Origin of the sequence: Lactobacillus sp. B4015 (genome assembly GCF_026536055.1) — a bacterium.
Lineage (GTDB): Bacteria > Bacillota > Bacilli > Lactobacillales > Lactobacillaceae > Lactobacillus > Lactobacillus panisapium.
The window spans coordinates 59099-82966 of sequence record NZ_JAFNOY010000004.1 but is presented as its reverse complement, the minus strand read 5'-3'; the positions used below and the strand labels follow the sequence as shown (position 1 = coordinate 82966).

Annotated in this window: 24 protein-coding genes, 1 tRNA gene and 1 other annotated feature (1 of these 26 running past the window's edge); of the genes, 10 read left to right on the top strand and 15 right to left on the bottom strand. The window is 38.2% G+C overall.

All coding sequences use genetic code 11. The annotated features are described in order from the left end of the window. Positions 1 to 92 precede the first annotated feature (92 nt). Positions 93 to 1469, top strand: a complete 1377-nt coding sequence (rlmD, locus tag J3U71_RS05090; protein WP_267392897.1) for a 23S rRNA (uracil(1939)-C(5))-methyltransferase RlmD — start codon at positions 93 to 95, stop codon at positions 1467 to 1469. A gap of 307 nt (positions 1470 to 1776) precedes the next feature. On the opposite strand, the gene J3U71_RS05085 is transcribed toward rlmD, so the two are convergent. Beyond that, entirely contained in the window at positions 1777 to 2754 is a 978-nt protein-coding gene (locus J3U71_RS05085) for an alpha/beta hydrolase (protein WP_374106782.1), read from the bottom strand. A gap of 51 nt (positions 2755 to 2805) precedes the next feature. Here J3U71_RS05085 and J3U71_RS05080 point away from each other — a divergent pair, with 51 nt between their 5' ends. Then, the gene (locus J3U71_RS05080; protein ID WP_220232902.1) at positions 2806 to 3090 is read left to right on the top strand and encodes a hypothetical protein; all 285 of its coding nucleotides are present in this window, start codon (positions 2806 to 2808) and stop codon (positions 3088 to 3090) included. 92 nt (positions 3091 to 3182) lie between these two features. Here the strand turns inward: J3U71_RS05080 and J3U71_RS05075 are convergent, their stop codons facing one another. From J3U71_RS05075 to map, 6 genes are all read right to left on the bottom strand, one after another. Next, the gene (locus J3U71_RS05075) at positions 3183 to 4346 is read right to left on the bottom strand and encodes a hydroxymethylglutaryl-CoA synthase (RefSeq protein ID WP_267392899.1); all 1164 of its coding nucleotides are present in this window, start codon (positions 4344 to 4346) and stop codon (positions 3183 to 3185) included. Beyond that, positions 4330 to 5562, bottom strand: a complete 1233-nt coding sequence (locus J3U71_RS05070; RefSeq protein WP_267392901.1) for a hydroxymethylglutaryl-CoA reductase, degradative — start codon at positions 5560 to 5562, stop codon at positions 4330 to 4332. Before J3U71_RS05070 ends, J3U71_RS05075 begins: the two co-directional genes overlap by 17 nt. Position 5563: 1 nt before the next feature. Further along, a complete protein-coding gene (locus J3U71_RS05065; RefSeq protein WP_267392903.1) occupies positions 5564 to 6715 on the bottom strand; it encodes a thiolase family protein in 1152 nt (383 codons plus the stop codon). A 140-nt stretch (positions 6716 to 6855) separates the two neighbouring features. Continuing rightward, on the bottom strand, positions 6856 to 7752 hold the full coding sequence (gene galU / locus J3U71_RS05060; RefSeq protein WP_220269340.1) for a UTP--glucose-1-phosphate uridylyltransferase GalU: 897 nt from the start codon (positions 7750 to 7752) through the stop codon (positions 6856 to 6858). Positions 7753 to 7813: 61 nt separating this feature from the next. Next, positions 7814 to 8737, bottom strand: a complete 924-nt coding sequence (locus J3U71_RS05055) for a YihY/virulence factor BrkB family protein (protein WP_220269339.1) — start codon at positions 8735 to 8737, stop codon at positions 7814 to 7816. A gap of 5 nt (positions 8738 to 8742) precedes the next feature. After that, positions 8743 to 9570: a type I methionyl aminopeptidase gene (map, locus tag J3U71_RS05050; RefSeq protein WP_220220929.1), complete on the bottom strand. Its 828-nt coding sequence runs from the start codon at positions 9568 to 9570 to the stop codon at positions 8743 to 8745. A gap of 140 nt (positions 9571 to 9710) precedes the next feature. Here map and J3U71_RS05045 point away from each other — a divergent pair, with 140 nt between their 5' ends. Further along, positions 9711 to 10157, top strand: a complete 447-nt coding sequence (locus J3U71_RS05045; RefSeq protein ID WP_103752059.1) for a flavodoxin — start codon at positions 9711 to 9713, stop codon at positions 10155 to 10157. After that, entirely contained in the window at positions 10150 to 10683 is a 534-nt protein-coding gene (locus J3U71_RS05040; RefSeq protein ID WP_267392907.1) for a GtrA family protein, read from the top strand. The genes J3U71_RS05045 and J3U71_RS05040 overlap by 8 nt, the downstream gene beginning before the upstream one ends. Before the next feature lie 104 nt (positions 10684 to 10787). On the opposite strand, the gene wecB is transcribed toward J3U71_RS05040, so the two are convergent. After that, positions 10788 to 11930, bottom strand: coding sequence for a non-hydrolyzing UDP-N-acetylglucosamine 2-epimerase (gene wecB, locus J3U71_RS05035; protein ID WP_267392909.1), 1143 nt, complete (start codon positions 11928 to 11930; stop codon positions 10788 to 10790). A gap of 95 nt (positions 11931 to 12025) precedes the next feature. Here wecB and J3U71_RS05030 point away from each other — a divergent pair, with 95 nt between their 5' ends. From J3U71_RS05030 to J3U71_RS05005, 6 genes are all read left to right on the top strand, one after another. Then, complete coding sequence (locus J3U71_RS05030) at positions 12026 to 12214, top strand: hypothetical protein (RefSeq protein ID WP_220220927.1); 189 nt, start codon at positions 12026 to 12028, stop codon at positions 12212 to 12214. Positions 12215 to 12382: 168 nt separating this feature from the next. Beyond that, the gene (locus tag J3U71_RS05025; RefSeq protein WP_220269335.1) at positions 12383 to 13231 is read left to right on the top strand and encodes a PRD domain-containing protein; all 849 of its coding nucleotides are present in this window, start codon (positions 12383 to 12385) and stop codon (positions 13229 to 13231) included. 104 nt (positions 13232 to 13335) lie between these two features. Continuing rightward, positions 13336 to 14904, top strand: a complete 1569-nt coding sequence (locus J3U71_RS05020; protein ID WP_220269334.1) for a PTS transporter subunit EIIC — start codon at positions 13336 to 13338, stop codon at positions 14902 to 14904. 11 nt (positions 14905 to 14915) lie between these two features. Next, positions 14916 to 16109, top strand: coding sequence for a MalY/PatB family protein (locus tag J3U71_RS05015; protein WP_267392914.1), 1194 nt, complete (start codon positions 14916 to 14918; stop codon positions 16107 to 16109). Positions 16110 to 16124: 15 nt separating this feature from the next. Beyond that, complete coding sequence (locus J3U71_RS05010) at positions 16125 to 16613, top strand: PTS sugar transporter subunit IIA (RefSeq protein WP_267392916.1); 489 nt, start codon at positions 16125 to 16127, stop codon at positions 16611 to 16613. 193 nt (positions 16614 to 16806) lie between these two features. Next, positions 16807 to 17043: a DUF2188 domain-containing protein gene (locus J3U71_RS05005; RefSeq protein WP_220269331.1), complete on the top strand. Its 237-nt coding sequence runs from the start codon at positions 16807 to 16809 to the stop codon at positions 17041 to 17043. Between the two features lie 338 nt (positions 17044 to 17381). On the opposite strand, the gene J3U71_RS05000 is transcribed toward J3U71_RS05005, so the two are convergent. The 7 genes from J3U71_RS05000 to J3U71_RS04970 form a co-directional block, all read right to left on the bottom strand. Next, positions 17382 to 17454: transfer RNA gene (locus J3U71_RS05000), tRNA-Arg, on the bottom strand. 53 nt (positions 17455 to 17507) lie between these two features. Continuing rightward, positions 17508 to 18836 (bottom strand): PTS sugar transporter subunit IIC, encoded by a 1329-nt coding sequence (locus J3U71_RS04995; protein ID WP_267392918.1) that lies wholly within the window; start codon positions 18834 to 18836, stop codon positions 17508 to 17510. 2 nt (positions 18837 to 18838) lie between these two features. Next, positions 18839 to 20074 (bottom strand): DEAD/DEAH box helicase, encoded by a 1236-nt coding sequence (locus J3U71_RS04990; protein WP_416381424.1) that lies wholly within the window; start codon positions 20072 to 20074, stop codon positions 18839 to 18841. Further along, entirely contained in the window at positions 20071 to 20778 is a 708-nt protein-coding gene (locus tag J3U71_RS04985) for a GH25 family lysozyme (protein WP_267392922.1), read from the bottom strand. The genes J3U71_RS04990 and J3U71_RS04985 overlap by 4 nt, the downstream gene beginning before the upstream one ends. Before the next feature lie 134 nt (positions 20779 to 20912). After that, positions 20913 to 21914, bottom strand: coding sequence for an NAD(P)-dependent oxidoreductase (locus J3U71_RS04980; RefSeq protein WP_267392924.1), 1002 nt, complete (start codon positions 21912 to 21914; stop codon positions 20913 to 20915). A gap of 117 nt (positions 21915 to 22031) precedes the next feature. Then, a complete protein-coding gene (locus tag J3U71_RS04975; protein ID WP_220269326.1) occupies positions 22032 to 22403 on the bottom strand; it encodes a pyridoxamine 5'-phosphate oxidase family protein in 372 nt (123 codons plus the stop codon). Between the two features lie 96 nt (positions 22404 to 22499). Continuing rightward, positions 22500 to 23684, bottom strand: a complete 1185-nt coding sequence (locus J3U71_RS04970; RefSeq protein ID WP_267392927.1) for a metal-dependent hydrolase family protein — start codon at positions 23682 to 23684, stop codon at positions 22500 to 22502. 42 nt (positions 23685 to 23726) lie between these two features. Further along, positions 23727 to 23868 (bottom strand) — a binding site (T-box leader); it runs 100 nt beyond the window's last position.

The following is a 23868-nucleotide window of genomic DNA, read 5'->3' as shown; positions in this document are numbered from 1 at the left end:
TAGCAAATTTCTTTCATTCTTGCTAAAAACTTTTCTTAGGTAGTACAATAAATTGTTATCATTTTAACGTTTTAATTGTAGAAAGAAAAAGAATGTACCGAAAATTTAACCAAAAAGAAACTAAAGAAAAAGACGTTATCATTACGATTAAACGCTTAGGAATAAACGGTGAAGGAATTGGCTATTACCGTAAGAAAATTATTTTTATTCCTGGTGCTTTACCTGATGAAGTAGTAGTAGCCAAAATTAACAAGGAATACCCGCACTACATTGAAGCGGAACTTGTCCGCATTAAGGAAAAAAGTCCCGACCGGGTAGCATACCCTAAAGGGGTTGATCCTGCAATCGGCGGACTTGAATTGGCTCACCTATCTTACGACAAGCAACTCGAATTTAAACATGACAACGTGTTAGAAGCACTTAAAAAATATCATCCCCGCGGTTTTAGCAAGTATAAGGTTAAGAAAACTATACCAGCGCCGGATGCTTGGCACTACCGGAATAAGGCCCAATATCAAATTGAACGCGACCACGGCAAAACCAAATTGGGTTTATTTGCGCCAAATTCGCACCAGTTATACGACTTACCAGTTATGCCTACTCAAAGCGTGGCAACGCAAAAAACAGAACGGCAAATTAAGGAATTAGCTGAGCGCTTGCATGTTACCATTGCGGGCCCTTACCGCCACACTGATGGGTTAAAAACAATAGTTGTGCGTCAAGCTCAAGCCACTAAAGAAATTCAAGTAACACTAATTACTGTTGGTCATAAAATTAAAAACTTGCTTGAACTAAGCAGTGAAATTATGAAATTACCAAATGTCGTGAGTGTTTACCAAAATGAGACTGATTGGCGCAATCCGCAAGTCTGGGGTAATAAGACTGAAAAACTTGCCGGTAAAAACCAAATTATTGATGAGATATTAGGTAAACAATTTGCTCTTTCGCCGCGCGCCTTCTTTCAGCTAAATCCGGTTCAAACTGCCACCCTTTATTCAAAAGCCCTCAAGTTTTTAGACTTAACCCCTGAAGACACTTTAATTGATGCCTATAGTGGCGTTGGCACGTTAGGAATACTAGCGGCAGACCAAGTTAAGCAAGTTATCGGAATCGAAACCATTGGCGAGGCGGTTGCTGATGCCAATCATAACGTTGAATTGAACAATTTAAAAAATGCTAATTATATTCAGGGAAGTGTCGAAAAGGTACTACCTGAATTAGAGCAAAATGGCGTTCCAATTGATGCTTTAATCGTCGACCCGCCAAGAACTGGTCTGGCTAAACGGTTAATTAAGACTTTACTCAAGGTTAAACCTAAAACTTTTGTGTATATTTCTTGTAACCCTTCAACTTTAGCCCAGGATTTAGTTTTACTTAGTGAAGCTTATAACGTGCGGTTAATCGAAAATGTTGATATGCTGCCACAAACTCCGCGTTGTGAATGTGTCGTTAAATTAACCTTGCGCTAAAATCAGCGAATAAAAAATAGTTGTCGCAAATGCGACAACTATTTTTGTTAGTGGATGAGGCATATTACTGTGTTGTAGATACAATGGTAAATAATGACTGATATTAATAGCGGTCTGAGCAGCCAATATTTATCTTTGAAAATCACTAATTTTCCAAACTATAGAAAATTTAAATTATATCATTACATATTTTTTACTTTACTTTGACAATATACAAATTATGGAGATAAAACCTTGTTTACGTCATTACCCCTAACCACAATTACATCATAGCAGTTTGTGCAAGCGCTTGCAAAGCTTTTGCCCGTTATTTAACGTACTTTGTTAAAAAGTTCTCAATATGTTTACGATATGCCTTGGGATGATTGGCAAAAGACTTGGCATGAGCAGAATCTGCTGCTATCCATAACTTCTTCGGACCTCTTGTCGCACGATAATTTTGGTACACCATTTCTGTTGGAACAAATTTATCTCGATCACCGTGAATAAATAGCATTGGCCGGTGATTTTTGTGGAGCTGAGTGATGCTTGAACCATCTTTCATGAAATAGCCAACCTTCATTTTATTAATACCGCTTAGGATTTCAACTAAAGGAAAACGTGGAAAAGCTGGCATATTATACAAAGCCTTTGCCTCGTGCTCAATTTCATCCTTTACGCTGGTATAACCACAGTCCTCGACAAAAGCCTTTACCTGTTGCGGAAGCTCCAGTCCGCTAACCATCATCGCGGTAGCAGCACCCATACTTAGCCCGTAAACAACAATTTGCTGTTGTTGGCCTTTCTTCTGTAAAAGAAATTCAATCCATTTTTTTACATCATTCTTTTCAGGCCAGCCATAACCGATATATTTTCCCTGACTCTGTCCCTGAGAACGTGGGTCAGGCGTTAACGTGTTATACCCCATCTTGTGAAATAGTGCATCATATTCACCCATATCTTCTTTTGTATCCATGTAACCCGGTAAAACAACTACTGTTTTGCTAGAATTACGACATGGAAGGTAATTTGCCGTTAACTGGTACTGTCCATCTGCTGATTTAATATGCCACTTTTGTTTGGTAGAATCTCTAAACCATTTCTTCTCGTGATAAAGTGGATCTGACTTAGTCAGTTTGCTACTTGAAGAACTTAAGAAGCTCTTTGGACCAGGCACACAAGCCACTTTAAAGAAATAAAATCCTGCACTAATAAATCCGATGCAAATTAGCAAAATGATAACGATTAGTGCAAGCAAAAGCTTTTTGTGCTTTAATTGTTTCAACGATAAAGCCACCTTTTTCAAAAAATTAATATCAATAGTATAACACTTTTAAGTTGTATAGGAATGACTATAATGAGATTAATAGATTTATTGCAACTCACCAATGATTTGAATGATCAAATCAACATCTTTTTAACGATTCATCAGCAAATCAAACCCTTGGCAAAACTTAAAATTTCAAGCAGTGCATGCTTACTTTACCCTGGTCAAAAGCCGATGACTAAAGCCAAAATGACCAAACTGGTTAAAAACCTTCACGGTCGCAATATCCCGTTATATATCATTGACCAGCAAGAAAAAATCAATGTTTACGGCATTCAAATTGTTCCCGAAAATAATTTACTTAAACTAACATAAAAACCGCTTTGCTTTTGTAGCAAGGCGGTTTTTATTTGACAACTGCTGTTGTTTATTACATTAATTTTTAGCGTTTAAATCAGAGCACCACGTTATTTTTGCTTGTATTGCCGGACGTGATCTTTTGTCCCGGCAAAATACCAGTAACCGGGCTCTTCGTCACTATTAAGTTCAATATTATCTTGCGGTAAAACCAATGCCTCATTAAAAATTTGTTCATAATCGGCGATGATAAGCTTTTGCCGCCGCTTAAGCATTTGTTGAGTAGCATTTGCGTCTAAGACATTTTGATAGGCAGCCACAACGCGACCAGCATAAAATTCGCCCATCGCACCTGACCCATACGAAAATAGTCCTACTAATGCCTCAGGTTCAAGCGAACCATTTTCAAGCAAACTTAACAAACTTAAATAAAGCGAGGCCGTATATACGTTACCAACTTCACGACTGTATTTAGCTGAAGCCGTAAAGTTTTCTTCTAAGTGCTTGGTCGTACTTGCGTTCTGCCCTGCGATTGCAAGTTGATTGGCCTTATAACCCATCTTAACAAATGGTAAATGATAAATTAGGGCCGAGAATGCGCTTGTCTTTATTCCTGTTTTTTCTTGATAGGATTTAAAAGTACGCTGGAAAAAGTCCAAGTAAACTTCTTTTGAATACTTGCCATTAACGAGGGCCACGGTCGAATCATTGGGACGCCAGAAGTCATTGATATCTGCACTGTATGCACTATGACCATCTTCTAATGCCAATATTTGCGGTTCAGCCTTGATTAGCATACTGACGCTGCCAGCTCCTTGAGTGACCTCACCGCCGGTTTTGACACCATAGCGCGCAATATCACTACCAATAACAAGCGCACTATGATGCGGATGAAGTCGAACATAATCACGTGCAATCATAATTCCAGCGGTCATACCAAAACACGCTTCTTTAACTTCAAAAGTGCGAACATCTGGGTTAAGCTTAAGCGCACTTTTCACAAATAATGACGCTGACTTTGATTGATCAACACCACTTTCAGTTCCAATAATTAATAACCCAACATTGTTGCGTTCAATTTGATCAAGATACTGCAAAGTAGCATTAATCCCCATTGAAACGGCATCTTGCGTCTGGTCCGCAACGCTCATTTTACTTTGTCCAATTCCAATTAAAAATTTATTGGGATCTTCACCGCGTGCATGTGCTAAATCAACCATATCAACATATTTATTCGGCGTATAAAAACCAATTCTGTCAATTCCTACTTGCATTATTTTCCTCTCTTATCTTAGCCAAAAAACATTCAGCATCACTTACAGAATACTTATTTGCATCAGACATTCTTTTCTTTACCTGTTCTTTTTCTTCTGCAGTTGCCTCCAAATCAGCAACGATGTTTCTGGCTTGTAATTTCATATGACCTGCTTGAATTCCCTTAGTCGCAATTGCTAAAAGAGCGGCCAGATTATTGGCCAAGCCGATTGCAGCAATCACATTCGCCAATTCCGCACTTGAAATATGCTTACCCAAAAGCCGAAAGTTTTGTTGAACATCCTTGCGGGCGCTGATGGAGCCACCAACTGTTCCGATTGCTAAGGGTAACGCAATTTTCCCAAGCAATTTGTCATTTTCGACTGTCCATTTACTTAGACTGTGGTAATGGCCTTTGTTATTAGCCCAGACTCCGCAGGCAGCTTCAATTGCGCGAACATCATTACCTGTTGCCAGTAATACTCCGTCGACACCATTCATAATGCCCTTGTTATTAGTCACGGCCCGATAAGGATCAACTTTGCCAATTTGACTTAATAATGCTATGCGTTTGGCCGTAGCAACGCCACCAACTGAAGCTACATCCAATTCGGCTTTAGCTTCAGTAAATTGACTCGGATAATTAGATAGTATTGCAAAAAGCTTACAGCTTATCCCGGGAAAGCTGCTCAATTCGCTCGCCATAAATTCTAAAATTGAATTAACGCGGTTTGCACCCATTGACTCCGCAGGATCAACTAATACTTTTAAAAAAACCAGTTGTCCGGTAATTTTTTGCACATCAATTTGGCGGACTCCACCGCCATGAGCAACCAAACTGTGAAATTTAGTATTTGCCTTAGCAATTAAATTAGGCAACTCTCTTTGTAAATTAGCTTGCACAAAACCCGAGGTCTTTTGCAAAACTATCTGGCCATAGATGCCATCACGCTGACTGTGTGCTTTGACTCCATGATTTTGAGCAAAAAGATTTGCCCCGTGATTGGCTGCAGCAACAACCGAAGGCTCCTCAGTTACCATGGGAACTAAATAGCTTTTGTTATTTACGAGCAAATTTTGGACGACACCCACCGGTAGACGTAATTGTCCGATAACATTCTCACTCAATTGATCGAGTTCGTGTAATACAGTTGGCTCAATCTCATCTAATTCGATGCCTTTCTGAGATAAAAGCGCGCGTCTTTTTTCAGGGGATAATTCATAAAACTTCGTCATTTTAAAAATCTCTAGTTAATTCGCAAGCAATTGCTTGACCTCCACCAATGCACAAGGTTACCAAAGCTCTTTTACCCTTCAAATGTTCCAAAGCGTTAATCGCTGTTCCTAGAATTCGGGTTCCCGTTGCAGCTAGTGGATGGCCTAATGCAATTGCTCCCCCAGCAATATTCAACTTATCCGCTGGAATTGCCAGGGCTTTTTCGAGCGCAACACATTGACCAGCAAATGCTTCATTTAACTCAATAATATCGAAATCTTCGATCTGACTGGTCGTTTCCTTAAGCAGCTTCTGCACGGCAAAATAAGGTGCAAAGCCCATGTATGCTGGGTCATTGCCTGATTCAGCAAAGGCACCAAGACGAGCCAATGGTTTCAAGCCCAATTCTTCCACCTTGGCAGCCGTTGCCAGAATTATCATGCTGGCTCCATCGCTTAACGGGGATGCATTGCCAGCAGTAACTAAACCATTTTCTTTAAATACTGGCTTTAACTTACTCAAAGCCGCCATATTAGTATCTGGGCGAATATTTTCATCATAAACAATCCGCACACTGTTAGAATCCGCCTTAATTAGCTCACGATCAAAATAGCCGTTCTTTCTTGCAGCAACCGCTTTTTGGTGAGACCGCAAACTAAATTCATCCATTTCTGTTCTTGAAATGTGGCATTTTTCCGCAATATTTTCCGCTGTTAACCCCATTGGCATCCCAGAAAAGGCATCGGTTAATCCGTTAGTAAGCATCTCGCTTTTCATATCCTGCCCAGATTTATCTTGCGCAAAATAAACAGCATTCGTCATACTTTCGGCTCCACCAACTGCGACTAAATCAAAATCACTCATGACCATTTGGCCCTGGGCTAAGCGCACAGCTTTTAAGCTCGAACCGCAAACCTCATTAACAGTAACACTGCTGCTTGTTTCTTTCATGCCAGCGTCCAAAGCGACTTGGCGCGCCATATTTTGCCCTAAGCCAGCCCCTAAAACATTACCCATGAATAAAGCATCAAGCTTTTGGGGATCCAAATTAATGCTTTTAAGGGTTTCAATTAGAGCGAGTTCACCTAAACTGGTTGCATCTTGATCATTCCATAAGCCACGATAACGACCAAACGGCGTTCTTTTAGCAGCAACAACATAAATATCTTTCATTAGTTATTCTCCTAGCAAAATATTCAAATTGCATAATACCTAAATTTGCTAGTTAAAAGTAGTAAATTGAATTAGATTTAGAAAAATTTTACCTAAAAAAGAAACCACTTTGCAGTGGTTTCTGAAATTTTGTTATTTAATTATTTTTTCTTACTTTGTGCCTGCAGCTTTTTCCCTAAGTCAATAATGTATTGCCGCAACTGGTCTTTAGTCTCAGGGTGTTGCAAACCATATTCAATTGAAGTCTCCAGATAATTTTCTTTATTCCCGACATCATGCCGAACACCCTTAAAAACATGGGCAAAGACGCGTTGTGTCTTATTCATGGTATCAATGGCATCGGTTAATTGAATTTCACCGCCCTTATCAGGCTTTTGTTCCGCAAGTATTGCAAAGATTTCAGGAGTTAATAAATACCTGCCAATAATCGCATAGTCACTTGGTGCTTGATCAATTGCAGGCTTTTCAACAAATGACTTAACGTTAATTAGTCCAGGCAAAATTTCATTATCAGGTTCAATAACGCCATATTTCGAAACTTCCTCATGCGGAACAGGCATTACCGCAATGGTCGAGGCATGAGTTTCATTGTAGCGATTAATCAATTGTTTAGTAAGCGGCTCTTTGTCCATCATTAGGTCATCGCCCAACATTACAACAAAAGGCTCGTCCCCAACAAAGCTGCGCCCCCGGGCAATTGCATCGCCCAGACCAGCTGGATATGGCTGTCTAGTGTAATAAATATTAATTCCAAGATGGGTGATCGCCTGCGACATCTTTAACAGACCGGTTTTACCCTTTTCCTGCAAGTTTTGCTCAAGCTCAGGATTGGAATCAAAATGATCTTCAATGGAGCGCTTGTTCTTTCCGGTCACAATTAAAATATCTTCAATCCCGGACTTTTTTGCTTCTTCAACGATAAACTGAATTGTCGGCTTATCTACGATTGGCAACATTTCCTTTGGCATCGCCTTGGTAACTGGCATAAACCGCGTACCAAGTCCTGCAGCAGGAATAATCGCTTTCCTTACTTTCATACCTTATACACTTTCTTTTAAAATTCCTAAAACCTAATATAGCAAATTAAACTGGAAGAATCTAGTCTTTCCGGTGGCGCTTTCTTTGCACATATTCAGCTAAATGTCCTACCGAATACTGCACTTGACCATAGTTTATCGTCACAATTGCAGCATTGACACAAGTTCCAAGCAAAAAGAGGATGGAAGAAATATTAAGCCATAACATGAAAATAATAAAGGTCCCGATTATTCCGTAATTTTCCCAGCTAATGTGGAAGTTATGTAAATAATAACTAAACAGCCAAGATAAAATTAGCCAACCAATTAGAGTCGTAAAAACTCCTGGCCAGATAACCCGTTTCTTTAGTTTTATGTTTGGTAAAAAATAATTTAAATAGTATAAAGCACTGATCAAGATGATCCCAATCACCGGGTAACGGTAGTTAAAGACCTTTTCAATCTCGCCTACTGAAAAAGAAAAAATCGGTCTTAAGAATTCAAGTACTTGCTGACCAAAAATCAAAGTTAAACTAAGTAAGGCAAAAACCAAAATCATCAGGTTAGTCAACATAATGGTAATGGAACGCGTCCAAACAGTTACCTGCCATTTCTGACGTAATTCAATGTCACGTACGCCATAGATTCGGTTCATTCCTATCCGAATCGCATTAACAAGAGAAGATACCGACCAAAGGGCAAGCAAAATACCAAACGAAATGTACCCTGTAGAATTGCTTTTTAACAAAGAATCAATAATTGGCATAATGAATCCCGCAATTCGATCAGGAAAAATCAACTTAAGGTAACTAGCAATAGGTGCTGTATTAATCCGAAAAAGAGGCAAAATGTTTCCAATAATAATGATTAACGGAAAAATTGAAAACAGCACATAATAAGCAATTGCAATTGCGCTAGTCAAGACTTCACCTTTCGTAAATTTAGCTGAAACTGTCTTATAAAACAAAGAGATACGTTGTTTGGCTGCGCCGATTTTTCTACCCATTCAATTTAGTCATCCATTTCATCAAAGTGTGGTAAATACTTTTCGTAACCGTCATAAGGTTTTTGTAAAGTCAAAATTTTGGGGCCATCTTTAGTGATTGCAAAGGTGTGCTCAAATTGCGCTGACTTTGAACCATCTGGGGTTGCATAAAATACCCAATCGTCATTTGGATCAGCAACCGTTTTTTGTTCAATGCGCCAATCGCCTCCCGCTTCAACCATTGGTTCAACGGTAATAGTCATGCCTTCACGTAACCGCAATCCGTGTCCAGCTTTACCCCAATGTGGTACTTCAGGATCTTCATGGATGCTTGGCTGAATGCCGTGACCAACTAGCTCCTTAACATCACCGTAATGATGTTCATCTTCAACGTAATGTTGAATCACCGCACCAATATCACCAATTCGGTTGCCTACGACCGCTTGGTCAATTCCAAGATACATAGCTTTTTTGGTTGTTTCCATAAGGTCACGATCCGCATCCGAAATCTTGCCTACGGCATATGTAGTACAAGAATCAGTTTCGAAGCCATTAAGATTGCAGGTGACATCAACTTTTACTAAGTCACCTTCGTTTAGGATGGTATCTTTACGCGGGGTTGCATGCGCAATTTGATCGTTAACTGAGATGCACGTGCCGTACTTGTAGCCCTCAAAGCCTTGCTCTGACAATCGTCCGCCCCGTTTTTTGACAAATTCTTGGCAGAACTCCTCGATTTTCCAAGTTGTAATTCCTGGCTTAATCACATCCCGAAGGCCCTCAAACATTGACGCCAGTAGACGGCCTGAAGCCTGCATACCTTTAAGTTCACGAACGGATTTAATTGTAATCAAAATTAAACTTCTCCTCTTAGTAAAATGATATTTACTAACATTATAGCGTTTTTTAAAACTTTACTAAAGAATTTCATCAAGACGGTGAAATTATGTATAATATTGTGATAAGCAAAAAAATAAGAAAGGTATGGAGAAGGATGAAGGCTAGAATTGTCTATGCTAGTATGACTGGTAACGATGCCGATATGGCAGATATCTTGGAAGAAGACTTACAAGACCTGGGCTTTGATGTCGAAACCAGTGAAGCAGAATTCACAGATGCTAGTGATTATTTAGCAAGTGAATTGTGCATCTTTGTCACCTACACATATGGCGAGGGTAAAATGACCGATGATGTTGCCGATTTTTATGAGCAACTAAAGGAACTAGATTTAAGCGGTAAGTACTTCGCCGTCATGGGTAGTGGAGACATGGTATATGCCGACCATTTCTGTGAAAATGTTTTTGATTTTGAAAAAATGTTTAAACAAGTTGGAGCAACAGAAGTTACCAAACCGGTAACTATCGAAAATGCACCTGATGATGAGGCAATTTCTGCAATTGACAACGCCGCAAAGGAAATGGCTGATCAATTAAATGATTAAAGAAAAAAACGATAATACATCCAAGTTTAATTCCACAGCTGATCCAACAATTCATCGTTTAGGACAAAATTTAGTCAAAAGGCACCGAAACTTATTCGTTTATATGTTTTTTGGCTTTATTGCTGCGCTAATTAATACTGTAGCCTTCATGGTATTACATAAATACTTGCATAGCCCAGTTTTAATTTCCAATACGATTGCTTTTGTTATTTCAAATCTGGCATCTTTTGTTTTTAATCAAAAAGCGGTCTTTATTAATAACGTTGATCTTGAGCATTCAACCTGGCAAAAATTACTCGTATTCTTTACCTACCGGATTATTAGTCTAATTCCGGACAGTTTAATCATGCTGGTTGGTCTATCTTGGTTAAAACTCAACGCGCTCTTAGTTAAAATTATTGACCAAATTTTAGTTGGAATTTTCAACTACTTGACGACGCGCTCTGTTTTTCAAGCACAGGAAACAACTATGATTGAACGGGCCAAAAAAAGAATACAGACTCATCAAAATAAAAAGGACAATTAAAAGTTTTGAGACCCATTAATTAGGTTCAAAATAGGCAATAAAAAACTGCTGAGCGTCATTGTGAAGTGACTCAGCAGTTTTTTATTTTAAATAATTTCCCTCATTTAGGTAAAATCCCTTGGACGCTTATTTTTATGATCAGAAAAGTAATAAGCAATATCTTCCATAATGCGCTCGGAGGCATGACCATCACCATAAGGATTCTTGGCATTGGCCATCTGATTATAAGCAGTTTTATTTTCAAGTAATTCAAGCATAGCAGAACGGACAGCATCAACTTGCGTGCCCACTAGTTTTAAGGTACCCGCTTTAACCCCTTCTGGACGCTCCGTTGTATCACGTAACACCAGAACCGGTTTATTCAAAGCAGGAGCTTCTTCTTGAACTCCGCCCGAATCAGTCATAATGAAATAGCTCCGCTTAGCTAAGTTATGAAAATCAACAACATCAAGCGGTGGGATTAAATGAATGTGGGGATCATTCCCCAGTATTTCCTTTGCTACCGACTGAACTTTAGGCGACATATGAACCGGATAAATTATCTCGATGTCATTGTGACTGTCAACCACATCACGCATTACTTTAAAGACGCGCCGCATTGGTTCGCCCTGGTTTTCACGTCGATGCATTGTTACTAAAATTATTTTGTGCTTTGGCTTGATTAAATCAAGGACCTCGTGATGATAATCGGCCCGAACCGTCTCATGCAAAGCATCAATTGCCGTATTCCCAGTTATAAAGATATTATCTGCCTTGTGATTTTCCTTTAGTAAGTTTTCTTTACTGAGATTAGTCGGCGCAAAATATAAATCGGCTAGATCGTCTGTCATTTGCCGGTTCATTTCCTCAGGAAACGGTGAATACTTATTCCATGTTCTTAGCCCCGCTTCAACGTGGCCAATTGGCCGCTGTTGATAAAAACTAGCTAAACTTGCAGCAAAACTAGTGGTTGTATCACCGTGAACCAATACAATATCAGGATCTTCCTTTTTAATCACATCGGTAAGATCAAGCAAAACTTTTGCTGTAACTCCTTCAAGGGTTTGATTTTTTTTCATAATATTAAAATCATAATCAGGTGTTATTTTAAAAATGTTCAGAACCTGATCAAGCATTTCTCGGTGTTGAGCAGTTACAACCGTTATTTCATCAAAGCGATTATCTGCTTTTAATTTAAGTACTAAAGGCGCCATTTTGATTGCTTCTGGCCTTGTGCCAAAAACCAGCATTACTTTAATTTTGGTCATAAGATCCTCCTTTTCTATATTAATCATATTAATTTGACAAGAAAAACTCAAGCCGATGTGGTTTAATTATCATAAAAATAAAAGTTGGTGAAAAAATGGGAGTTAATTCGGTTTTACTATTTGGAACTGCACCATTAATTGTAGTTGCTGCCTTTTGCTTAGTTTTCAGTTTTGACGTACGTAAAACACGTAAAAGTCGTCTTCAGTTATTTATTGCAGCAATAGTTGTCTTTTGTTTGATTGCAGTTATCATGTACCGCCTTTTTCGTTCACCACTTGCCTAAATATTTTATTAGTGAAGTTGAAATTGTAATCTACTACCATCAATTTTGATACTTCAAAATAAATTTGACAAACAAAAATTTTATTATTAATATCATCTTTGTAAACGTTTACGAATATTTAAGATTGTTGGTTAACCAATTACATTTACACAGTATGAGGAGATTGCTTTGCTAATTTCACAAGTATTGAATAATAACGTAATACTCGTGGAAGATGGAAGAAGGCAAGAAAAAATAATCTGGGGTCGTGGAATCGGCTTTAAAGTTCATGCAGGACAAAATTACAATCTAAAAACAACTGATAAAGTTTTTTCTGCAATTGCAGAAGATGATAAGTGGCTTGCCTCATTCAAGAAACTTTCTGAAGAGGTCCCGCGTGAATACTTTGAATTAACTGAAAAGATAATTCAACTTGCTAAGGATGAAATTGATGCTAATTTTGATGAGCATCTTTTAATTCCGTTAACAGATCACATCTTCTTCGCAGTAAAGCGATACAATATGGGATTAGCTTTATCTAACCCAATGTTGTTCGATATTAAACGCTTTTTTTCACAAGAATATCACGTTGGTAAACAAGCAGTAAATCTAATCGAGCAAGTATCTCACGTCCCCTTATCTGATGATGAAGCTGGCTTTATAGCCATTCATTTAGTAGAATACAAAATTCAAAAATCAGATAGCTCAGTCAAAAATTTTTCCACTATTATGGAAATCTCAAACGGAGTGAATAATATTATTGAGGCAAAATTTGGGTGCAAATTTTCTGAAAATAGTTTAGCTGTCAGTCGGTTAATGAACCATTTACATTATTTGATTTTACGGACCAATTCGGCTAAACCAGAAAAGGCCAAGCCAGGCGATTCAGAACTCCTAATTTCACTTAGTCATAACAACCGACGTGCCGCAAGTTGTTTAAAACAAGTAGTTGCATATCTGAAAGACCAGTTGAAATATCAGTTTTCTGATTCCGACCAATTATATTTGCTGATTCACATTATTCATATTACTTCTTAATTAAATAAGGGCTTGTTACTTTAAATAGGCAATACCCAATAACCGAGACGTTTTTTGCGTTCAGTTGTTGGGTATTTTTTTGTTAAAAAGTTAGAAGGAAAGTTATGGAAAATTCACAAAAAAAGGAAAGCTTTAAAACAAGACTGTATGCCTTTTTACAAGACTTAGGAAAATCATTTATGTTTCCCATTGCTACATTGTCGGCAATGGGAATCCTCGTAGGAATCGGTAGCGCCTTCACTGCTCCACCGATGATGGCACGTTTCTCTTTTCTACAAAACCATTTTGTTAATATTATCTTTGACTTCATCAATACGGTAGGCAGCTTTGGCTTTACTTATTTACCAGTGATGTTCGCAATGGCACTTCCCTTTGGCTTAGCTAAAAGAAACAAGGGCGTCGGTGCAATTGCTGCCTTAGCTGGTTACATTTCCCTAAACATGGGAATTAACTTTATGCTTAAGCAACAAGGTAAATTAGCTCCTTTAAATAAAATGCAAGCTGCCGGACAGGCAAATGTCTTAGGGATCCAAAGCTTGGAAATGGGAGTTCTAGGTGGAATTTTAGTAGGACTTATTACCTATTATTTATTAGTACGTTACCAGGAAATTAAACTTCCTGATGCTTTCTCGTTTTTTGGTGGTATCAGATTTGTTCCGATTATTTCCGTAATTGTTGAGTCATTTGTTGGCTTGGTAATACCGTTTATTTGGCCTACTTTCCAAAGTGGCATCGTGGCCTTAGGACATTTAATTCAAAATGCTGGTATTTTTGGTCCCTTCCTCTATGGAATTGCACTATCAATTTTAAAACTAATGGGATTGCACCATATCCTGCTTGCAATGATTCGCTTTACTGACGCCGGTGGAACGGCGGTTGTAAAAGGAAAAGTGGTTACCGGGGCTTTAAACATTTTTTATGCTCAGCTAAACGCAGGTGTTCCTATTTCACGTAAAGCAACCGCATTTTTATCACAAGGCTTTATGCCAACATTCATGTTTGGCTTGCCAGCAATCTGTTTAGCAATTTATGTAACTGCTAAACCACAAAACCGAACTCGAATTAAAGGACTTCTATTATCTGCAACGTTAATTGCATTTGTCTCAGGCATTTCAGAACCTACCGAATACCTCTTTTTGTTTATTGCACCAATGCTATATGTATTCCACACTATTTTGCAAGGATTATCATTATCAGTCATGATGCTTGCCGGTGCTTGCATGGGCAATACTGATGGCGGCGTCTTAGACTGGATATTATTTGGCTGGCTTCAGCCTAACTCTAAATGGTGGGTTTTAATTCCAATTGGACTCATTTGGTTCGCCATCTATTTCTTCCTTTTCCGGTGGTACATTTTAAAATATAACGTCAAAACTCCCGGTCGTGAGGATGCTGGTGATGTAGTAATGACCAAAAATAATGGAATTTATGACCCAACTGTAATTCTGGAAGCGCTAGGCGGACAACAAAATATCGTTTCTCTTGATAATTGTGTAACTCGTCTTCGACTTGAAGTTAAAGATCCACAAAAAATTGACGAAGATAAACTTAAGCAATCTGGTGCTTTAGCAGTAATGAAAGCGGAAAAGTCGGTTCAAGTTGTTTACGGTGCCCAAGTTCAGAGCGTCAAAGACGGCGTTGAAAAACTAATGAATACAAAGACAGTAGAATAGAGGTTATAAAAGTGACACAATATGATTTTGACACACTAGCAGATAGAACAATCGATAACGCCCGTAAATGGGATAAAAATATTGTTCACAAAAAATTTGCCCATGCTCGTGCGGACTTTATTCCGCTTTGGATTGCGGATATGGACTTTAAAGCTGCGCCAGAAATTCGACAAGCTTTAGTTAGAATGGCAGAAAATGGTGCATATGGTTATACTTATCCGACAGAAAGATGGTACCAAAGCGTAATTAATTGGCAATTAAGACGGCACCATAATCGCGTTGAACACGACTGGATTACCTTAGGATACGGAACCGTTCCCAATATGCATGTTATTATTCAAGCCTTGCTGAAGCCTAATGATGCGGTTTTATTAAATACTCCCGTATATGGCCCCTTTGCCTATGCCGCTGAACATAATCAACGCAAAGTAATTAGTATTCCATTAATTAAGGAACACAACCGCTATCAACTTAACTGGACCAAAATTGAAGAAGCAATGAAAACCCAGCATCCCAAATTGACCTTTTTCTGTAATCCTCATAATCCTTCAGGTCGAGTCTGGAACAAAGAAGAATTAACCCAGATGGCCCAACTATGTCAAAAATATCATGTTTTGCTTGTATCAGACGAGGTTCACTCCGAACAGATTATGCAGGGCGAATTTGTCAGCTCCCTACAACTTGATCGGCAATATCTTGATAATTTAGTAATGTTTACTTCTCCAAATAAAGCTTTTAATTTGGGTGGGTTAAAGCTATCTTATTCAATTATCCCTAATCCAGAAATTCGCCAAAAGTTGCGGCAGCAATATGCTCGTAATTCAGTAACCTCGCCCAATGTCCCCGGCCAAATTGCTATGACGACAGCTTATGAAAAAGGTGATGCTTGGCTTGACCAATGCACAAATTACATTAAAGAAAATTTGGCAATTACCAAAGAGGCAATCAAGAAAAATTTTAAGGGTTGGCAAATGATGGAAATGGACTCATCATATCTTCCCTGGGTTGATATTTCTGAAAGTAAAATTGATATGCACACGATCGCCAAAATCATGGCGGAAAAAGCTGGTGTAATTGTTGGAATTGGTGATGATTATGTCGCAAATGCCGATAACTTCATCAGATTAAACTTGGGAACTTCGCATGCGCTCATTAAACAGGCAATGGAGCGAATGGCTGAAGTTTGGCAAGAATATCAAAATTAATTTTAAGGAGACAACATGGTTAACTTATTCAAGAAAATTTTTACTAAACCAGTGGAGCTATTTGCCCCAGCTACAGGGAAATTCCTTTCTTTAAATTCGGTTCCAGATAAGATGTTCGCACAAAAAGTCATGGGAGATGGTTATGCGGTTGAACCGGTTGAAAATGATTTATACTGTCCGCTTAATGCCACAATCACGAACATTTTTTCAACTAAACATGCAATTTCATTAACGACAGATTCAGGATTAGAAGTACTGTTACACCTTGGCCTCGACACAGTTGAATTAAATGGTAAGCCCTTCAACATACTGGTCAAAAAAGACCAAGCAATAAAAGCCGGGGATTTACTTGGTACAATGGATCTTAAGCAAATAATGGCTGCTGGGAAATCACCTGATATTATGGTCATTTTTACCAATATGACAAAAATTAAAAAATTATCAATCAATTCCCCAACTGATGTTCAACACGGAGAAAAAATTGGTGAAATCACATTAGCTTAAATCTTATTTTCGTCAAAAAATACCGCAGAAGATATACTTTTGCGGTATTCATTGTCTTATTAAAAAATTTTCGTATTTAGTAATTTTAGCAGCGGAATGAAAAAGTAAACATATTTTCAATGTGCATCATTTAACTCTTAAAAATATTTCTGTTGTATAATTTCGGTAGAAAGCATGAAAAGAGGTGAATAAAATGAGTAAAGAAGAAGTTACAAAAAATGTTTGGGTTACAACTCACGGCGATCAATGGGCTGTTAAGATTGCAGGTGAAGAGAAGCCTTTAAAAATATTTGATCGTAAAGATGATGCATTAGAGTTTGCCAAAAACCGTGCAAAAAAAGAAAAAACCGAGTTAATTAGCCAAAAACGGGACGGTAAAATTAACTTAAAGAATTCTTATGGCCATGATGATCCTTATAAAAAAGGCTAAATAACCAACTAATCTTACAAGCAATTCTATCTATTGATAATAATTATCACAGCTAAAATCCATTTATATTAATGGATTAGAACTATAATTAGTACTCTATTTATACATTTCACGTTAACTTTAGATGTTAATTCAAAAAAGCAAATAAATTTTTCGTAATGTGGTCTGATCTTCCAAAAGGAAATCAGACTTTTTGTTAATTAAAAATTATTTACAACAATTTATATAGTAACTAAATAATATTCAGCTAAAATTATAAAGCTTGGTAGATTAAGAATGAAATTGATCCAATATTGAAAATGCATCAACAAATATATCCAGCTGTTAGCTATTTTTAATGACCCCGGTGAGATTCGAACTCACCTCTACGGTTTAGGAGACCATTGTTCTATCCAGATAAACTACAGGGTCATAGTAAATTAACTTTACCAAATTTAATTGATAAAAGCCAATTTTTTTAGTAATTAATATTGCCGTGTAAAATATGGTTCTGGATTGTTAGTGTCGGCAATTTTATCAGCCGCGAAAACAAAAGGCGTCCAGATTGCCAGAGCAATAAGCATGTTAACAATGCACAAAACGATGGCACGCCAATCATAATTACAGGCCAAAAATGGTCCGATAATCGGGGGCACGATTCCAGGCACAGCCGCTTGAACCGGGTTAACTAGTCCCATTAAAGTTACCCAATATGAAAACGCAACGTTGACAACCGGTGCTAAAACAAACGGGATGAAATAAACTGGGTTCAAAACAACTGGTAAGCCCAAGACAATCGGCTCATTAATGTTAAAAACACCCGGAGCAAGGGCCACTTTGGCAATAGTACGGTAATCACTTCTTTTTGAAAAAAGCAAAATTGCCACAATTAACATTAAGGTACCGCCAGCGCCACCGAACCAAGCAAAAGAATCAAAGGAACCACGAACCCAAATAAAAGAAGCGGGTCTGCCGTTACGCACCGCGGTTACGTTAACATTTTGTGCTGTCAGCCAAATAGAATCAAGTAGCGGTGCCCAAACCCCTAAGCCATTAATGCCAAAAAAGGCAAAAACCTGCACTAACAAAGTTACCAAAAGTACCATGCCAAAGCCCTGGCCTAGTTTTACTAGCGGCGTTTGAATGGAATGCAGCAGCCAATTACCAAAAAAGGTCCCGGTAATAGTTTGAAAAGCGAAATTAATCATTCCCACACAAAAAATAGCAATGATTGCTGGAATTAGTGAATCCAGCGCCATCTGTTCTGCATAGGGCAAGGTTGTCGTTAGATTAAGTTTAAAACGAGCTTTTACGCAAAGTGCAAAAATTGAAACACCGATTGTCCCAAACAAAATGGCGGTAAAAATTCCGGTCGTCGAGAACTGAGAAATATCAAAGGAATGATGGAGTAAAACCATTTTTCCACCTATGTGATATTTAGTTAGGTTCGCAATACTCATCGCTAACGATGATAGCGAAACAATCGCACCCGCAATTGGATCTACTTCCATGCTTTTGGCTAAATGATAGCCTAATGACATTGACAAAAATAAGGCAAATAAAGCAAAAGTCCCACGCCAAACCACATCACTAACCAGCATTAATGGCTGCATTATCCAAGCAAATGTTTTCCATCCCAAGTTGATTTTGGCAGCTTCGATTAAGCTTTTAACTAGAACCGCAATTGAACCGGCAATAGTGATTGGCATTACCGAAACAAAGGCGTCGCGCAAGGCAACCAGCCAGGTAGTCTGACCCAATTTATTTGCCAAAGGCAAAAGATAGTCCTCTAACCAAGCAACTAATCGACTCATTTTTACTCCTTCTTTTTTAAATAATGAGGGTGATAACCCTTATTTTTGTTGCGCCGTTTCTTGTGTTTTTTCTTTTTAGCCAGTTCACTTTGACCAGCCTTATTGTCCCCACTTTTAGCAATAACGGGCTTTTTTTCAGGTTGCCTTGTCACCAACTTATTGCCCGCAAAATAAACTCGCGTAATTTGCACCGTTTCTTCTAACAGCTTTCTTAAATCACGCTGATCATGGTCATCACCCAAGGCAACAACAAAACCTCTAGCACCCATTCTTCCGGTTCTGCCTGCCCGGTGTAAATAAGTGTTGGTTTCGCTAGGAATATCGTAGTTAATAACGTACGTAACGCCAGGTATATCCAAACCACGCGCAGCTAGATCAGTTGCAAGCAGTAGCTTACTTCGACCAGCTCTAAAATCGAGCAGTGCCTGTTCCCTTTTTTGTTTGCCAAATTCATTTGCTAATAAACCAAATTTAGTTTTGGTATGAGCAAGAATTCCCGCAAAACGCATCAATGTCTGGTTCGAATCAAAGAACAAAATTCCCTTAAAATGTTCTAGGCGCATTAAACGCTGAACAAAGTCGATTTTATGAGCATTGTCAATTTGTAAAAAATAATTTTGCACTGTAGTCGTTTGCTCAGAGCGTACATCAACGAGGACAAACTCCCGGTCAAACAACTTAGCAGCATTTTGCGTGATTTCTGATTCAGTGGCACCAAATAATAAAATTTGCGAAGTAGCTGGCATATTCTGCCCTAAAGAGCTAAGGAGCTCCATTTTGCTAAATTCTAAAATATCATCAGCTTCATCAATGACTAGCGTTTGGATTTGTTCAGTTTTAATTCGGTTGCTTGAATAAAAATCAAAAAATCTTCCGGGCGTAGCAACAACCACTTCTGGATGTTTTTTCTTTAAATTATCTTCTTGCCTTTTACGGTTTCCCGCACCAACTAAGGTGATACCCGCTAAACCTAGTGCATGAATAAAGGGATTGATCGCATGGCGAATCTGCACGGCCAATTCTGTGGTTGGAGCAATGATTACCAAGCTATTTGGTTTTTTCTGCTCGATTCGCTCTAAAGCTGGTAACGAATACGCCAATGTTTTTCCCGTACCAGTTTTAGCAAGCGCGATCAGACTAGTGCCGTCAAGTATTAACTGACTGGTTCGCGTCTGGATTAATGTGGGCTCTGTCAGGCCTAATTTTGTCAATGTAGATTTAATTTCTGTTTTCATTATTGTGTCAACTGTCCATATTTCTGTTTATATTGTGATACTGAGCCATTATAAGCTAACATGGTTACGCCATCTTCAAGTCCCTTGACCCCTTTAACGCGACCGTTGTTGGTATAGCGCCAAAATGAGTACCGCAATTTATTAGGGGCTTTTTTACCTGAGGTAATAAAAAGAACATTCTGGGGAAAATACTTTTTATACTTTATTTCGACCTCAACCATTACTCTTTTCCCTTGCGCGCTTAACATGCGGGTAAACTGAGCCATTTGCTTTATATAACGAATGCTGCGGTCATTAACCGCAGGTTCAATCAAAATTGGCAGACTCCCTGTATTTATGCCTACCTTTTTCATAAAATATTGATAATGTTCCGTAGGAGTGGATTCATTACTATAAAAAATACTAGTTCCGAAAGCTAATTTTGTTCCCAAAATTTGGTCACGGTAAGATAAATAATCATCATCAAAATATGAGCGACCCTGGGTACTTCTCAAGTAGACAAAAGAGATCCCATTTGATTGCAACTCATGTAAGTCAATGTAACCAAAATTTTGATTTAGCTCTACGCCAATTGCACTTGAATTAGAATTCGCAGGCAAAGTTGTTTGATTGCGAATATTTAACGTGCCAGTAATCAGTAAGCCAATTGCAACCATTAGCAGCAATATAATTGCTGGTAACGTGTATTTATGATGAAACCTTTTCATCTTTACCTCCAGCTCTTTATCTGCTAATCCATTATAACAATATTCCGCAAGCAATTGATATATCCAACAACTAGCAAATCAGCAAAAAAATGACCAGCCTTTTGTGGCTAGTCATTTTCTTAACAGTTAGTTACTTAGTCTTCAACGGGATAAACTGGTCTTTGCCCATTTAAAACGCGCTTAGCATCTGTCATGCTTTGCTTAATCATATTCTTAACCGAGGTCTTGGTGTAGTATGCTGAATGAGGTGTGAAAACGACATTAGGCATTTTTACCAATTCGCGGTAATCTTCAGGTAATTCTGAAATAGTGGTAAACTTTTTCATCACAATTTCTTCCTCACCCGTCATGACATCAAGTGAAGCACCAGCAATTTCCTGGTTTTGCAATGCAACAATTAAATCGTGCGTATTAACTAGTGGACCCCGCGCAGCGTTAATCAAGTAGGCAGTATTCTTCATTTCCTTGAATTGCTTAGCACTAATCATATTTTCAATTTCAGGTTCAAGTGGCGTATGCAGGGTTAAAATATCAGCTTCTTTAATCACAGTATCGAAATCAGTGTATTTAAGGAATGCTTCGTTTGCTGGATTTTCAATTAAGTCGTAGCCAATTACCCGGGCACCAAGAGCATGAAACATTTCGGCCACAGCAGTACCAATTCGGCCAACTCCAATAATACCAACTGTTTGATTGTAGATTTCATCGCTTATTAAACTTGCTTCACGAATAAAATTCAAATCTTCCTTTTCATTTTTTAGAATTGGACCCCACTTGCGCAATAAGTACATTGCAGAAGTTAAAGTGTTCTCTGCCACAGCTCTTGGCGAATATGCAGGTGTATTTGTAATCAGAATATGATATTTGTGGGCATAATCAAAGTTAATAATATTAAAGCCAACTGACCTCAAAGCAATGTGATTAATGCCATAGGAAGCCAACTTTTGGTAAACTTCTTCATCATTAATGTCAAAAATCTGTAAGACACTAACAACATCAAAACCTTTGGCTTGTTCAACTGTCCCGGCTTCTAGTTCATCATCAGTTGTTTCAAGATCATCATCTGGATGTTCTTTATTCCATTCATCAACATAAACCTTTTGTTCCGGCGTCATATTGTAAAGTAATGCTTTCATTCATAAATCCTCCTTTTTTGGATAAATTAATATAGTTACCATTTTATCTAAAATTAGTAAAAAATTAAAGATTTATTTGAGCATTTTTACAATAGACATTACAAATTACATCATGATTTATATCTTTTGTTCCATCTTGATTATTTTTACTTTTAAAACTTTTCGAATCCACGGAAAGTGAGCTTTCATTTCATAAAACTCTGCTCCTTTTCCTAAGAATTCCCCTGTTCCAGTAATATGAAAACCAGCACCAGGGCCGGCAGTTCCTTCAACTTTTTTTGATCCTACTGTCAATAGAACTGTTCTGTCCTTAGCGAAATCTTTTTCAATACTATGCATCCCAGCTGCTGGAATATATAAGCAATTATTCTTTTCGTCAACTTTAATATATGACATCCAAGTATTGACAACACTTGCAGGATGAGCATTGATAGTGACAATTGTTACTGGGCCTTCATGCTTCATTAATTCTAAAAACTTTTGCTCCATTTTTTCTCCTTTAAACAATAAAAAGAAGTTACTTTTAATAAGTAGCTTCTTTTTATTATAAAACACTTGTTCGTAAAAGCAATAGTTTTGTTAAAATTAATATGCGCGTTCACCTTTTTTGTAAACCGCCTTGTCTTTTTGCACAACTGCACTAATATTCTCCAACGGATTTTCATCTAAAACTAAGAAGTCGGCAAATTTCCCCTTTTCAAGCGTACCATACCTATTGTCAATTTTCATTAATTTAGCCGAATTCAGACTCGTTTGTAAGGCTTCCAAATTAGTAAAACCTTGTTCTACTAATAATGGCAACTCTTCGGGCGTCATCTTAAAGTCATTAAATGGCGTTCCAGCGTCAGTTCCTAAGGTGATTGGCACACCAGCATTTTTGGCATTAGTAATATTACCGCGCAAATCTTTCCAAGCTGCCGTAATTTTAGCCATTTCCCATTCAGGAATCTTACCAGGCGCATATTCAATAAATGCCCAGGCACCAACTATAGTTGGCGTTAAGTAGGTCCCTTTTTCAAGCATTAACTTAATTTCTTCATCGTTTACATAAAAACCATGCTCAATACTGTCAACGCCAGCCTTAATTGCGTTTAAAATTCCGGGATTACCCTCAGCATGGGCAGCTACAATAAGCCCTTTATGATGAGCTTCCTCGACTGCAACCCGAATTTCTTCTTCACTTAATTGCGGATCATCCATAAAGTCGTTTTCAGTCATGACGCCACCTGTTGCCATAACTTTAACTGCTTTTGTCCCACGTTTAATGCCTTGACGGACAGCCTTACGCATTTCGTCTGGTGAATCAACCAAATGCCCAAAGTTTGGCATATCACCATGTCCGCCAGTCATTGAATATGGGCGACCTGATGGCATAATTTCCGGCACCCTCGTTATTTTGCCATCTTTAATGAGCTTGCTCAATTCAATGTCAATATCAAACGTGCTGCCACATTCACGAATATAAGTAACTCCAGATTTTAACAAATCATGCAAATTACTTAATGCGCGAACAACTGCTGCCACTTCACCGGTTTCAGTTCCGCCATCTGCGGTCAAAGGATCCATAATGATATGAGTATGACAATTGATCAGTCCCGGCATGACATACTTATTTTGTAAGTCAACCGTTTTATCTGCTTCAGGTTCAGTGTTTGTTCCAACTTCAACGATTTTGCCAGTTTCATCATCAACCACCAAATAAGTGTTAGGACGAATATGGTCAGTTACTCCATCAAACAAATTTACGTTAGTAAAGACAGTTTTGGTCATCTAAATACCTCCAAAAACAAATTAAAAAGCACCCGTTCCTTCAATAAGGACGAGTGCTTCGCGTTACCACCTTTAACTTTATTTATTACTCACGTAATAAATCTCACTAGCTATCTAACAATAGCTTGCAATAATAACGGATGCAATTCCGCTACTGGCTAACTTTCACCAGCAGTCATCAAAT